General features: G+C 63.5%; 14 protein-coding genes. 10 read left to right on the top strand and 4 right to left on the bottom strand.

Annotation, left to right across the window (positions count from 1 at the left end):
• The first annotated feature begins 60 nt into the window (after positions 1-60).
• The 6 genes from QPK29_RS20345 (at position 61) to QPK29_RS20370 (ending at position 3,447) form a co-directional block, all read left to right on the top strand.
• Positions 61-1,269: a hypothetical protein gene (locus QPK29_RS20345; protein WP_371771067.1), complete on the top strand. Its 1,209-nt coding sequence runs from the start codon at positions 61-63 to the stop codon at positions 1,267-1,269.
• Between the two features lie 10 nt (positions 1,270-1,279).
• The gene (locus tag QPK29_RS20350; RefSeq protein WP_371771068.1) at positions 1,280-1,723 is read left to right on the top strand and encodes a hypothetical protein; all 444 of its coding nucleotides are present in this window, start codon (positions 1,280-1,282) and stop codon (positions 1,721-1,723) included.
• A gap of 17 nt (positions 1,724-1,740) precedes the next feature.
• A complete protein-coding gene (locus QPK29_RS20355; RefSeq protein WP_400189812.1) occupies positions 1,741-2,331 on the top strand; it encodes a hypothetical protein in 591 nt (196 codons plus the stop codon).
• Positions 2,332-2,438: 107 nt separating this feature from the next.
• Positions 2,439-2,768: a hypothetical protein gene (locus QPK29_RS20360; RefSeq protein WP_371771070.1), complete on the top strand. Its 330-nt coding sequence runs from the start codon at positions 2,439-2,441 to the stop codon at positions 2,766-2,768.
• A 23-nt stretch (positions 2,769-2,791) separates the two neighbouring features.
• Complete coding sequence (locus QPK29_RS20365; RefSeq protein ID WP_371771071.1) at positions 2,792-3,043, top strand: hypothetical protein; 252 nt, start codon at positions 2,792-2,794, stop codon at positions 3,041-3,043.
• A gap of 140 nt (positions 3,044-3,183) precedes the next feature.
• Complete coding sequence (locus QPK29_RS20370) at positions 3,184-3,447, top strand: hypothetical protein (protein ID WP_371771072.1); 264 nt, start codon at positions 3,184-3,186, stop codon at positions 3,445-3,447.
• A gap of 23 nt (positions 3,448-3,470) precedes the next feature.
• On the opposite strand, the gene QPK29_RS20375 is transcribed toward QPK29_RS20370, so the two are convergent.
• From QPK29_RS20375 to imuA, 3 genes are read right to left on the bottom strand one after another with little or no spacing between them, the layout of a single operon-like run.
• Positions 3,471-6,620, bottom strand: a complete 3,150-nt coding sequence (locus QPK29_RS20375) for an error-prone DNA polymerase (RefSeq protein ID WP_371771073.1) — start codon at positions 6,618-6,620, stop codon at positions 3,471-3,473.
• A complete protein-coding gene (locus tag QPK29_RS20380) occupies positions 6,617-8,086 on the bottom strand; it encodes a Y-family DNA polymerase (RefSeq protein ID WP_371771074.1) in 1,470 nt (489 codons plus the stop codon). Before QPK29_RS20380 ends, QPK29_RS20375 begins: the two co-directional genes overlap by 4 nt.
• A complete protein-coding gene (gene imuA, locus QPK29_RS20385; protein ID WP_371771075.1) occupies positions 8,019-8,768 on the bottom strand; it encodes a translesion DNA synthesis-associated protein ImuA in 750 nt (249 codons plus the stop codon). Before imuA ends, QPK29_RS20380 begins: the two co-directional genes overlap by 68 nt.
• A 293-nt stretch (positions 8,769-9,061) precedes the next feature.
• Here imuA and QPK29_RS20390 point away from each other — a divergent pair, with 293 nt between their 5' ends.
• From QPK29_RS20390 to QPK29_RS20400, 3 genes are all read left to right on the top strand, one after another.
• The gene (locus tag QPK29_RS20390; RefSeq protein ID WP_371771076.1) at positions 9,062-9,553 is read left to right on the top strand and encodes an Hcp family type VI secretion system effector; all 492 of its coding nucleotides are present in this window, start codon (positions 9,062-9,064) and stop codon (positions 9,551-9,553) included.
• A gap of 107 nt (positions 9,554-9,660) precedes the next feature.
• Positions 9,661-9,984, top strand: a complete 324-nt coding sequence (locus QPK29_RS20395) for a Rap1a/Tai family immunity protein (protein ID WP_371771077.1) — start codon at positions 9,661-9,663, stop codon at positions 9,982-9,984.
• Positions 9,985-9,998: 14 nt separating this feature from the next.
• Positions 9,999-10,481, top strand: coding sequence for a T6SS effector amidase Tae4 family protein (locus QPK29_RS20400; RefSeq protein ID WP_371771078.1), 483 nt, complete (start codon positions 9,999-10,001; stop codon positions 10,479-10,481).
• A gap of 18 nt (positions 10,482-10,499) precedes the next feature.
• Here QPK29_RS20400 and QPK29_RS20405 read toward each other — a convergent pair whose 3' ends face one another.
• Positions 10,500-10,913: a hypothetical protein gene (locus QPK29_RS20405; protein ID WP_371771079.1), complete on the bottom strand. Its 414-nt coding sequence runs from the start codon at positions 10,911-10,913 to the stop codon at positions 10,500-10,502.
• Between the two features lie 728 nt (positions 10,914-11,641).
• Here QPK29_RS20405 and QPK29_RS20410 point away from each other — a divergent pair.
• Positions 11,642-12,040 (top strand): hypothetical protein, encoded by a 399-nt coding sequence (locus tag QPK29_RS20410; RefSeq protein ID WP_371771080.1) that lies wholly within the window; start codon positions 11,642-11,644, stop codon positions 12,038-12,040.
• Positions 12,041-12,379 lie beyond the last annotated feature (339 nt).

The following is a 12,379-nucleotide window of genomic DNA, read 5'->3' on the forward strand; positions in this document are numbered from 1 at the left end:
TGCAACCACGTCGCGCCGGGCTCAATACCATCAAGCCTTCACCAATTCGATGGACCGACCATGACCCAGCAAAGCGAAGAGCACGTTTATCTGCGCTCCCAGAAAGACGGCGCCGACAAGGATTACAACCTTCACCTGGAGCAGGACGCGGCCGGCGCCGGTCTGTGGCGCCTGTTCTACGAGAACGGCAAGCATGGCGCTGCCCTCAAGAAGAAGGAGAAGATCGAGGGCGCCGTGCCGTACGACCAGGCGAAGAAGGTGTTTGACCAGACGCTGAAGGAGAAGATGTCGGCCAAGGGCGGCTACGTGTCCCAGGCCGCGGGCGTCGAATACCAGAGCCCGGTGCAGGCCGACCGCGTCTCCGGCCTGGCGCCGCAGCTGCTGAAATCCATCTCGGAGGCGCTGGTCTACCAGCGCATGGAGGATCCGTCCTACCTGTGGCAGGAGAAAAAAGACGGCGAACGCCGCATGATCCGCAAAACCACCGAGGGTTCTGGTCCTGCTGCCGTGGTGACGGTGATCGGGACGAATCGCGATGGTCTGATTGTCCCGATCCCGAAGGGCCTGGCCGACGCCGTCGCCGCGCTGCCGCTCCCGTTTGTCGTGCTCGACGGCGAGGATATGGGCCAGGGCCGCTACGCCGCGTTCGATCTGGTGGCCACGGACGACGATCCGAATGGGCACCGCGGGTGCGAGCACCGCTGGCTGGCGCTGCAGCAGCTGCTGCACGCGGCGCCGTCTTCGTCCTGGGTGTCGGTGGCGATCGCGACCACGCCCGAGGCCGCCCTCGAGCTGGACAAGGAAGTGCGCGCCCGCGGCGGCGAAGGCCTGGTCGGCAAGCTCAAGTCCGCGCCGTACACGCCGGGCGTGGGCGACGACCAGTTCAAGTTCCCCTACCTGGATCGCGTGACCGTCTATGTGGAGAGCCATGACAGCGGTAAGCGCAGCGTCAACGTCGCCGCCCTGGGCGCCGATGGCCAGCCGGTGTCGCTCAAGAAGGTCACGATCCCGGCCAATTACGACGTGCCGCCGGTGGGTGCGATCGTCGACGTCGAATACCTGTACGCTTACCCTTCCGGCGGCCTGGCCCAGCCCCGCTACAAGGGCATCCGCAACGACCGTCGCCTGGAACACTGCGTCGCGTCGCAGCTGAAGTTCAAGTCGGTCGATGCGTGCGCGCCGCTCTTGGGCCAGCAACAGGAGCAATACGATCACGCGCTCGACGACGAAAACGAAGAAGAGGCTCTCGGCATGGCGCCGGGCTGCTGAGGAGATGTCGATGAAGTCTTCTGCTTCTATCGGCGATACATCGCGTGCGCATGCCACATGCGAGGCGCAGCAACCGGCGGCCGCAGCGAAGGCGTTCGAAGTCGAGGTGCTGCGGCACCTGCAGGCGATACCAGATGCTGAATGGGCACGCCTTCGCGCGTTTGGCAACGACGCCCGTCGCTTCGTGAACCACAACGACGTTGCGCTCCCGAGCCTGACCCGCGAAGAGCTGGTAGAGCGGTTCGTCAGTGTCGATGGCTGTTCGATCGACGACGTGCGCGTGCTGGGATACAAAGAAAAGGCGATCCAGATCGCACAGATCGAGAGCCGCCCAGTTTTCTATGTGCAGCGGGAAGGCGTCTATGTGATCGAGGAGGCGCGCACGGGCTACCTGCCAATGACGCGCGCTGTGGGTGACCATGCCGGCTTACCCGCCTACTTGGTGACGCCATGAGTATCTTCAACGCGCTTTTGTCACCTGAAGCCCGCGCGCGCATCGAACAGGATCGTCGCGAGGTGCTGCGGCTGTACGGCCTCGGCAACGCCTGGCTGGCGGCGGCGCTGCTCGCGGCCGCGCGCGAAGCGCAGTCCGCGGCGCCGCAGCTGGCGCCAGGCGAATGCACGTACAACGCGCGCCTGATCTGGGGCATCGTTCCCGAGGTGGCGCGTCGGCTCGGCGTGGTCAGGCTCACGACAAACGAGATCGACTGGGAGAGCCGCGAACTCTCGGATTACGAGCTGCGCGTGCGCGCCGGGCACGCGCTGAAGAACATCGGCTACACCATCCTGCCCGGTTGGCGCATGCTGTCGCGCGACATCGGCAACGGAAACGTGGTCGTGTTCGCGCTGGACCGGCTCTGCCCTGGGCGCCTTGGCGATCGCGAAGACCCGATCGTACGCAACCTGACCGAGCTGGCCGCCTGCCGCGGCCGGCCGTACGACGGCATCTGGACGCCGGCCATGAATTTGTCCGGCGAACTGGATGACCAAGGCGAGGGCGAAGGTCTGGTGCTGGACGCCGAGGAGGAGTGCGACGTCGTCCCGCTGCGGCCGGGCGCGTAGCTGGCAGTTGGCGAGCACGCGGGCATGACCCCGCGTCGGTGCTTTTTTCTGGCCCGGCTCGAACCCGGTTCGTATAATGGCAGCCGAGCCCGAGCGATGGAGCAAGCATGAGCCAGGAGAAGACGGTTACGGTACGGCGCCGAATGAACAAGAATGACGACTGGGATTACCAGATCTGGCCGAGTGATTTGCCGGGCAATGCGCCGGCGCCGGCTTGGCTAAGTGAATCCGATTCTCCTGGCACCGTTGCTCCTGGCATCATGGCTGCGCGGCTTGATAACGCTTTCGAGCCGCTGCCGTGCGGCGAAGAAGAGGCCGTGATGTTGCAGGACGAGTGGGATAGTTATCTTGGGCCGATGCTGGAGGACGACACCTCGACGGATCTTCAGGTTGACTTGCCGCAGTATCGAGATGACGAACGATGGGGCTCGTGGTGACCAACACGAATTGAGGAGGCATAATGGCGATCATCCAGGCGGCAGTGGGCGACAACTTGAAGGAATTTGGCGACGACGTCGGCCTGGAGGCAGTATGGGAATTCATCCATCTGCACATGGCCAATGCCGAAGTGGAACGTGCCATCGTTTTGCGCGACGACAGCGGCGAGACGATTGGAGAGCTCTGGGACAGCTCGCGGTATTTTGCGCACTGGGAGAGCCCCCAGAAGATGCGTTGCTATCTGGACCTGATTGGCTTCGATCGGCCACACTAGAACGTGGCGGCACCCGGCCGGCGCCGGAACAACCTGCTGCCGATAGCCAAGCAGCGGCCGGCAGCTACGAACGACATTGGGTGACGCGAGCGGTAATTTCGATAGCTTTTGCCCAAAAGTGATCTAACTGAGGAAGCGAGATGGCCTATATTTTGGCTACGATCGATGCGAAGGTCCGATGGTACGTGGTGCCCTTGAAGACGCCAAAGGATATACTTTCTCTCGAGCCTGGGCAGTTCACGCTGCTGGATCACCTCGACTTGGAGGTCGTGCCCGGCTTCGGGGACAAGGACACTGCAAAGAAAGTCGCGATTGCCATCGGCCTGACGACGTGGCGCTATGTGAAGCTCGATGGTCCGAAGCATGTGTATGAGCTCCGCGAGATCGGAGTGGTGAAGCGGTGACGTGAGGCATTGCAGAGGATGACCTAATGGAAGTCCCTGCTGCGAGTTTCGAGCTCACCAAGGAGGTGAGACAGGTCAACGAGCCGTTTGGCGACCAGGTGCCGCACATTGTTCGTGCACTGCCACTGGCCATAAACGCCCAGCAGCGAAGCGTTCATCACTTCACGGCGCTGGGTTTCAACGAGACCGGGCCAGACGATCACGTTGACGTTGCCAGTTTCGTCTTCGAGCGTCAGGAAGACGGTTCCGTTCGCGGTCTCCGGCCGCTGTCGGACGGTGACGATGCCGCAGCCGCGAGCAAGCTGGTTGTTCTGAAAGAGACGAAGGTCCTCAGCTGTGGTGAATCTCTGGAAGTGCAGTCGCTCGCGCAGGAACGTCATCGGATGCTTGCCCAGCGTGAGGCCGAGGTGGCGATAGTCGGTCAACGTATTTTCCGCTTCGGTCGGCGCCTGCAACGGCACGTGTTCCTCCTCGATCACCGCGCACTTCAACAGCCCTTTTCCGAGAGCGCCGCCAGCGGCGCTCCATAGGGCCTCGCGCCGGTTCCCTGTCAACGTCGCGAGTGCGTCTGCGCTGGCCAGCAGCGTGAGATCGCGCTGCGCCAGATTCGCGCGCAATGCCAGGTCGTGCAAGTCCTTGAACGCGGCCACTGACCGGGCCTCCTCGATGCGCCATGCGGCGTCGCGCTCGAGGCCGCGGACCTGGTTCAGGCCCAAGCGCACGGCAGGCCTATCGCCCTGGGACGCTTCCAGGCTCGCCTCCCATCCGCTCACGGCGACGTCGACGGGCAGCACCGTGACGCCATGCCGACGTCCGTCTTGGACCAGCTGTGAAGGGCTGTAGAAGCCCATCGGTTGGCTGTTCAACAGGGCTGCGAGAAACGCTTCAGGTTCATGGCACTTCAGCCAGCTGGACGCGTACGCAAGCAAGGCGAAGCTGGCCGCGTGCGATTCCGGAAATCCGTATTCAGCGAATCCACGGATCTGGCCGACGACTGACGCGGCGAATTCCTCATCGTAGCCGCGGTCGGCCATGCCGGCCATGAGCTTTTCTTCGAACTGCTCGAGTCCGCCCTTCCTCTTCCATGCGGCCATCGCGCGACGCAGCGCGTCGGCCTGGCCGGCCGTGAAGCCCGCGGCGACCATCGCGATCTGCATCACCTGTTCCTGGAAGATGGGGATGCCCAAGGTGCGGGATAGCACGCTCTCCATTTCCTTGCTCGGGTAGACAACCGGGTCGGCGCCCTCGCGCCGGCGCAGGAAGGGATGGATCATGCCGCCCTGGATCGGGCCCGGACGAATAATCGCGACCTCGATCACCAGGTCGTAGAACGTGCGGGGCTGCAAGCGCGGTAGCATTGACATCTGGGCACGGCTCTCGATCTGAAACACACCGACCGTGTCGGCCTGGCAGATCATCTCATAGGTGGCCGGGTCCTCGTGCGGCACGTCGGCCAGCTCGAACGGGTGGCCGCGCCGATCCGCGACCAGGGCCAGCGTGCGGCGGATCGCCGACAGCATGCCCAGGGCGAGGATATCAATTTTAAGCAGCCCAACGGCATCGAGGTCGTCCTTGTCCCACTGGACGATAGTGCGGTCGTCCATCGACGCGTTCTCGACCGGAACCAGACGCGATAGTTTCGAATGCGAGATGACGAATCCGCCAGGGTGCTGGCTCATGTGGCGCGGGAAGCGCATCATGCGCTCGGCCAAGGTCGACCATTTGTCCGCGATCGACGAGTCTGGCGCTAGGCCACAACTCACCATGCGCGCGCGTAGCTCGGCGCGTGGCGCCCAACTGCTGCCGGCCTTCGCTACTGCGTCGACGATTGAAAGGTCTACGCCGAGGGCGGTGCCGACATCGCGTAAAACGCTTTTCGCGCGGTAACTGATCACCACAGCCGTCAGCGCAGCGCGTTCGCGGCCATATTTGCGGTAGATGTACTGGATCACCTCCTCACGGCGCTGATGCTCGAAGTCGATGTCGATGTCCGGTGGCTCGTTCCTTTCCTTCGAGATGAATCGCTCGAACAGCAGCGTGCCGCGTGCTGGATCGACCTCGGTGACGCCGAGGCAGTAGCACACCGCACTGTTGGCGGCAGAGCCGCGGCCTTGGCACAGGATTTTGTTGGCGCGCGCGAAGCGCACGATGTCGTACACGGTCAGAAAGTACGATTCGTACGCCATCTCGGCGATCAGGGCGAGTTCGCGCTCGAGCAAGTCCTGTACGTTGGGAGGGACGCCCTGCGGGTACCGCCAGTAGGCACCGAGATAGGCCTCGCGCCGAAGATAGGTGGTGGCGGTTTCGCCCTCCGGCACCAGCTCGTGAGGATATTCGTAGCGCAGCTCGTCAAGCGAAAACGTGCATTGACGCACCACATTCAGCGTCTCATTCAGGGCGGCGCGCGGATACAGGTTGCCGAGCCGGACACGCGATCGCAGGTGCTGCTCCGCATTGGGCGCCAACTTCCACCCGCATTTCGCAACTGGTATGCCGAGGCGGATTGCTGTCATCGTGTCCTGCAGAGGCTTGCAGGAGCGGACATGCATCACGACGTCGCCGGTTGCCACGACCGGCAGGCCGTATTGCTCGGCGATGGCGTAGACGTTGGCCTTGTGGGTATCGTCCTTCGATCGGAAGTGGAGCGTCAGCGCGATGCGCGCACGCCCAGGCGCCTGCTGCAGGAGCCAGGCCGCCGGCCTGGCCAGTACCGCGACAGGCGCCCCATACCGCGGTAGCAGGATCAGCTGGCAATCGGGCAGGCCACGCAGCGCGACCAAGTCCGCCGGCGGCGCCGCGATATCGCGCGGACGCACCAGGTACTTGCCCTTTTCGGCGCGCCGCCGCGCGACCGTGATCAGTTCGCTGAGATTGCCGTAACCGTTACGATTCATCGCCAGGATCAACAAGTCGAACGGTGCGCTGCCGTCCTCTGGCGTCACCGTCATCTGGCTGCCGATCAGCAGATGCAGGTCGGCCTCCTTTGCCGCGATATGGGCCTTCACGACGCCGGCAAGCGTGCATTCGTCGGCAATCGCCAGCGCGCGATAGCCGAGGGTAGCGGCACGCTCCACCAGCTCCTCCGGTGCGGAAGCGCCGCGCAGGAACGTGTAATGAGACACGCACTGAAGCTCCGCGTAGTCCGGCAGGTACGGGTGCGCGCCGCCGTTCATGCAAACAATCCGTGCAGGTACCACTGCATGTCGCCTGTGCGTTCCTGGTAGATCCAGAAGCACGCTGCATCGGTGCCTTGGGCGACGTAGTAATCGCGGGCAGCGGTACCGTCGTCCCACCAACCGCCCTCAATGCGTTCCGGGCCGCGGATCAAGGTCAGCGGGCTGCCGTAGAACGGGCGGTCGTTGCGCAGGATGAGCCGGATCGGCTGTTTGAACAACCAGAATGGTCGGTCCGGCGGTTCTTCAATCGCGGCTATAGCCGGCGGCTTCAGTGTCGCCGGCGTCCAGCGGTTGTAGACCTCAGGCCGATGGTCGTCCTCGAACATGGGTGCTAGCACTCGGTCAGATCCCAGGCGCGCGGTCAGTAGCTCCATCAGCCGCAGCATGTCGGACGGGCTTCCGCCGGGCTCGGGAAAGAGGGTTAGGTTTGGCGGGGCCATCGGCTGCACGTGGTTCGCTTCCAGTCGCAAGCCGATGACCGAGGCCGTCAGTTCGATTTTGGCCAGGCGCTCTTTAAGCAGGCGCAGTAGGTGCGCTTCTTCCCAGGCCGGATCCGCGAGCATGATCGTCAGCGGCGTCGGCGCAATTGCGGCGCGGCCGCGCTCGTGCAGCATCTGCACGGTAAACGCCGATACCGCTAGCTGTCGCACGGTCAGCCAGCCGACCATCTGGAGAATCAAGCGGGAGGCGCCTTCCATCAGTGCCTCCGCGTGCTCTACACGCTCGCAGGTCTCGATCGTGGCCGCAAAGGTCTCCGGGACGCTAAGCCATCGGTGTAGTTCGGGCACGTCGCCGTAAGCCCGGTCTAGCGCGTCAGCCAATTGCGTGCTCGTGCGGCGGATGAGGCCGACCCGCGGCAGACGGCGCAGCGCGCCGAGGTCGCGCGCGCCCACGCCGGACAGCCATTCGGCATGCGGCTGCGCTGCCGGGAGCAGCGTACAGGGCGCGCGATCAAGTTCACGTATCAGCGTGTTTGTCTTGAGCACGCGCGCGCGGTATTGACCATGCTTCTGGCGCCCGCGGCGCGCCAGCAGCCAAGCGCCGGCCGCCGTCGGCGCTACACCCAGTTGTACGGTCAAGCCCAGTCGGGAAAGCGCTGCCACCACCTGACGCGAGAGCGCTGGCGCGCCGTTGAAGAGCGTAAGGCTCGGGCCAACATCCAGGAGTAGTCCGAAACTGGGTTCGAGCGCAATATCAGGCGTAAATCTGTACAGGGCCAGCACGGCGGCGTCGAGCATGCTTTTCTCGCGCTGCAAGTCGCGCTCGAGCGCGATGGCTTCTGGAGCTACAGCTGCGACGCCGCCGCTGCGCATGCCTGGCCGGACGCCCAGCGTCAGCGCGTCCGGCGCGGCGACCAAGACGCGTTCGTTGTCGATCACAACGTAGGGGCCAGGCTCAGACCAGGACGGACGCAGCGCCTGTAACGGCAACAGGGGCAGGTACACGCTGAACAGAAGGTGCATGGTCGGTCTCCACGGGGTGACGACGGCGCGGCATTTCGGCCAACTCAATGAAAATTGGCTCATCGGCCGCTGGACCGCGAGGCTTCACGATCTCGACCAGCGTGCCGCCGTCTGCAGGTCGCAGCGCGAGGCGTAGCGGTGCCGGCGAAGGCTCCACGGCGCTGGCGAGCGGTCGTAGCAACCAGAGCCAGGTCTCGGTTCTTTGCGCTGCCAGATGAAGCCGGCGCAAGTGTTCGCTACGTACGTCGCGTTGCCACAGCAGTATGGCTCCGAATCCACCGTTTTTCAGAAGCTCCTCGGTGGACCAGAGAGCGTCAGCAGTGTTCTCAGGCTGGACCCAAATCAGGCGCGACACATCGAGGCCCCAAGTCATTGCAGCCAGTGCGTGGGGGATATAGGGCGGCTGCACGAGTGCAACGCGCTGCCGACAGGATAAAGCTGCCAGCACTGGCTTGAGGAGCTGTAGTTCGCCGATCCCCGGTTGTTGCAGTAGTAGCTCCGTCAGAACCGAGCGTGGCCAACCATCGTCAGGTAGTTCGCTATCCAGATCCGCGTGTCCGGTGGGAATGCTTGGGCGGCGGGACCGGGCAAGTTCGCTGGCTAGCCATACATTTGGCATCGCCGCCGGCACTACGCCGTTTGGCTGAAATACTTGCCCAGAAGGTACAGAAGCTGCGCACATGTTGTCATTTTGAGCTGTGTTTTTATACAGTATAAACGATCAGGGCGGTAAACCGAAGAGGAAAAGATTGCCGTGCGGCGATTTTTTAGACTGACTGCGGTAGCAACGCTGGCTAAGCGCGGCATGCGTACGCTGCGCGCGGGGATGCCAGCACGGGTGGTAGGCGCGAGGTGCATCAGTGTGACTTGAATCAAGCCATATGTGATGCGTCACGGAATTCGTGTCCGGCGCCAATACAACGAACTCGGCCGTGAACCACAATCGTGGCTCGTTCATTAAATCTGGAGAACTCGATGGCAATCGATGTGTATTTGCAGATCGACGGGGTCAAAGGAGAGTCAAGCGACAGCCAGCACACGGGTTGGATCGAGTGCCAGTCGGTTACCTGGAGACTGCACCAACCGAAGAGTGCGACGTCATCGACCTCCGGTGGCCACACAGCCGAGCGCGCCGAACTGTCGGACGTGTCCTTCACGAAGCTCTGCGATTTGGCCTCGCCAATCCTCGCCCAGCACTGCGCGATGGGCAAGACGATACCGAAGGCGAAATTCGAGTTCTTCCGCGCCGACGGACAGGGCGACCGCGTGAAATACTACGAGGTCGAGCTCGACAACGTAGTAATCGGCGACATAGCGCAGTCGGTGTCGACTGCAATTGGTATGGTCGATCAGATCGGTATGAAGTTTTCGAAAGTGAAGTGGAGATATACCCAGCAGAGGATCGCGGGCGGCGCCGGCGGTAACACGGCTGGCGGTTGGGATCTCGCAACGAATAGGGTAGCGTGATGGCGAGCGCATTGAGTGCCTGGCACGGCGCCGCGGTGGCCGTGGTGCTGGCAGCAGCTTCCGTCTCTGCTGCATCATCGACACAGGAGGACGAGCATCCTTTCATCATGCCTGGGACGCCGGCCAAGTCGGTCCCAGCACCGTCGCCGTGGCGCACCGGTGCGCAGCTTCTCCGCCAGCTGGAGCGGGGTGACGAGGGCGCCGTCGAGTACATCAAGGGCGTGTACGATGCGACGGAGAGCGGGCTGTGGTGCTACACCAGCCGCAAGCACGTGAAGCTGCGCAAGCAGCCACCTGAGACCATGCGCGCGGACGTCGTTGCGTACCTACGCAAGCTGCCGGCCACGCAGCAGAAGGTTCGCGCGGCGGAGCTGCTCGTCCGGATGTGGCAAATACGCTGGCCTTGCCCGCCCGATGGGTGCTGCATCTAATCCAGGAGGGCGCCATGCGCACTAACCCCCCACCCTATGCAGTGCTGCGTATGCACTTTCCCGATCCGTTCAACGTCCCTCCGGAAGAGCTCTGGCGCTGGATCGGTCATACCGACAAGGTGCTCGACTCCCAGTGGCGTAACACCTGCGCGATCCGCGTGAGCCTCGCACTCCTTGGCGCTGGCATCCGCCTGCCGGGCGGTTTCCTGCGAGTGGAGGCCGGCAAACATCGTGGCGAGTACATCGAGATCAAGCAAGAGGCCCTGGCTCAAGACCTGATCAACATCTGGGGCCAGCCCGAGAAGTTTGCAGCCGCCCTTCTACGTGAGCGAGTAAGTGACCGCCGCGGCGTGATTCGCTTTGTCAGCCTGTGGGGGCCGTTTGATCCACAGGGGCATATCGACCTGGTTTGCCACGACGAGCACCATCGCGTTGCATGTGAGGGCGGGCACGTGTACTGGCACGCGGTCGAGTGCTGGTTCTGGGAGTGTCCTTAGGCGGTTCGCCTCGCTGGCTTATTTCACGCGCCGCGGCCGTGCACGCGGGAGTTTGACCGGCGGTGCCGTCCCTGCTTGGAGGGCTGCAGCGAGCTGGTCGGGGGTAGGCGGATACTCATCGTACCAATCGTAGGTATAGACGCGTTCGCGCTCGCCGTCGAGTGCAGCGATGTCGAGAGGAATATCCTGGCCCGGCGTGCCCCGCCCCTTGCCCACCACGATCGAGGTCAGCGGCGGAAGGCCCTGCTGAATGCAGTAAAAGGCGACGTGGCCGAGGATCTTGTCCAGCACGCCAGCGGCCTTTTTCTGGTACATCTTGACCGACAAGCCTTCGTACGTCAGCGTCTGGCGATTCCTTGCGGCGCCTACGAGAATAATCCAGGCCTGCAGCGCGCGTGCAGGGTGTTTCGATGAAGGATTGAACTGGGCCATGTGGCTCCTTGCGTCGGCTCCCGGCCGATGTCGGGCGCGTCGCCGCGCTTGAGGATTGGATTTGCAATGGTACCGTAGAACTGATCGTCATCGCCGCTGTAAGCGAGCATTAACGAAGTTGACGACGTGGGCTGACGTTTAGTCGTGGGAAGTGAAATGGCGCCAGACCGCGGCATGAGTCAGGCTCGCAACAGATTGTCTTGACGTGAGCACCTGCCAGACTGTGCGATGCGGCTGCGCGCCTCCGTCACCAGCTGTCCCCTACGATGGCTATAGGTATTGGAGCGCAGCAGGTACGTGCCACAAAGTTCAAGGTGATCGGTGGAGTACGAGCGGCGCGTCAGCCGTGGACATGTCATCGCGCATTGGAATCTCCGGCAATGGCAGGGCCGCGACGGTGGCACGGCCGCAACCAGTGTCGCTAGAGCGACTGAGTGTCGAGGCCACTCGGGTGAGGCAGCGAGATGCGGCGACCCCGGCACCAGCGTGCGCCGTGCAGGCGGCTCGGCGCCCGACTGCCCCCGACTGCACGCTGTACCACCAGCAGGCTGCTCAAGCGAATATCCGGGCGATCTATATGGGAATTCAAAAAAGGTGTTTGTGTAAAAAATTACATAGATACACTGCGAACAGTTGTCTCCCAGTGTGCGCGAGCGGGACGACAGCCCCCACGTCGGGTGCCGATTAATTCAAACCGAGCTGCTGCTCGATACCGCAAGGAGATTGAAATGTCATTTCTGGATTCCTTTACCGATTCGCTTCTTTCCATCGTAGACACGGGCATGGACGCGCTCAGCGACGCGGCTAACTTCGTCGCCGAGAACCCCGGCAAGACGGCCGTGGTTGCCGTTGGCACGGCGCTCACTGGAGGGTTGGCGCTCGCGGCGGCACCGACGGTTGGCGCCCTGGCGAGCGTCGCTGGTTTCGGCGCGGCCGGCGGCACGCTCTCAGGGGCAGCGGCAAGTTCCGCAGGGCTCGCGGCGATCGGCGGAGGCAGTCTCGCTGCGGGCGGCGCCGGCATGGCGGGCGGTACCGCGATCGTCACCGCCACCGGAGCTCTCGCCGGCGGCGCGACGACCGCAGCCGCCACAAGCCTCGCCGACAAGCGTGCGAAGCGAGACTCGTAGGCGGGTCTGGTCACCTCGGTCCGGCCTCTGGATCGAGGCATGGCGGTGCGAACCATTACGTATCGGTGTACATGATGGATGCGATACCGCGCTAACCCATCGCAGCATGTGGTCCGTTTGATCGGCGATGGGCTAGCGCGCGGTGGGGGATGAGGGCTGGCAGCACTGGGCGGGTCCGGACGTTATGGTTCTGCCGCTCGCATGCGCTGTCGCGACCGACCCGCGTCGCTGTGACGGCCAGAACGAACACGGCGCGCTGGCAGCGCGATCAATGGCTCCGACTGTGTCCCAGCCGTGGCGCACAGCGCCGTCGCAGGGACGCTGGTGATCGAAGCCGCG

This window comes from Massilia orientalis (genome assembly GCF_030411975.2).
GTDB classification, from domain to species: Bacteria; Pseudomonadota; Gammaproteobacteria; order Burkholderiales; family Burkholderiaceae_D; genus Telluria; species Telluria orientalis.

What these genes read in the sequence shown, in the direction of transcription:
- QPK29_RS20345 (WP_371771067.1), top strand. Translation starts at nt 61, where the DNA reads ATGACCCAGCAAAGCGAAGAGCACGTTTATCTGCGCTCCCAGAAAGAC.
- QPK29_RS20350 (WP_371771068.1), top strand. Translation starts at nt 1,280, where the DNA reads ATGAAGTCTTCTGCTTCTATCGGCGATACATCGCGTGCGCATGCCACA.
- QPK29_RS20360 (WP_371771070.1), top strand. Translation starts at nt 2,439, where the DNA reads ATGAGCCAGGAGAAGACGGTTACGGTACGGCGCCGAATGAACAAGAAT.
- QPK29_RS20365 (WP_371771071.1), top strand. Translation starts at nt 2,792, where the DNA reads ATGGCGATCATCCAGGCGGCAGTGGGCGACAACTTGAAGGAATTTGGC.
- QPK29_RS20370 (WP_371771072.1), top strand. Translation starts at nt 3,184, where the DNA reads ATGGCCTATATTTTGGCTACGATCGATGCGAAGGTCCGATGGTACGTG.
- QPK29_RS20375 (WP_371771073.1), bottom strand. Translation starts at nt 6,620, where the DNA reads ATGAACGGCGGCGCGCACCCGTACCTGCCGGACTACGCGGAGCTTCAG.
- QPK29_RS20380 (WP_371771074.1), bottom strand. Translation starts at nt 8,086, where the DNA reads ATGCACCTTCTGTTCAGCGTGTACCTGCCCCTGTTGCCGTTACAGGCG.
- imuA (WP_371771075.1), bottom strand. Translation starts at nt 8,768, where the DNA reads ATGTGCGCAGCTTCTGTACCTTCTGGGCAAGTATTTCAGCCAAACGGC.
- QPK29_RS20390 (WP_371771076.1), top strand. Translation starts at nt 9,062, where the DNA reads ATGGCAATCGATGTGTATTTGCAGATCGACGGGGTCAAAGGAGAGTCA.
- QPK29_RS20395 (WP_371771077.1), top strand. Translation starts at nt 9,661, where the DNA reads ATGCCTGGGACGCCGGCCAAGTCGGTCCCAGCACCGTCGCCGTGGCGC.
- QPK29_RS20400 (WP_371771078.1), top strand. Translation starts at nt 9,999, where the DNA reads ATGCGCACTAACCCCCCACCCTATGCAGTGCTGCGTATGCACTTTCCC.
- QPK29_RS20405 (WP_371771079.1), bottom strand. Translation starts at nt 10,913, where the DNA reads ATGGCCCAGTTCAATCCTTCATCGAAACACCCTGCACGCGCGCTGCAG.
- QPK29_RS20410 (WP_371771080.1), top strand. Translation starts at nt 11,642, where the DNA reads ATGTCATTTCTGGATTCCTTTACCGATTCGCTTCTTTCCATCGTAGAC.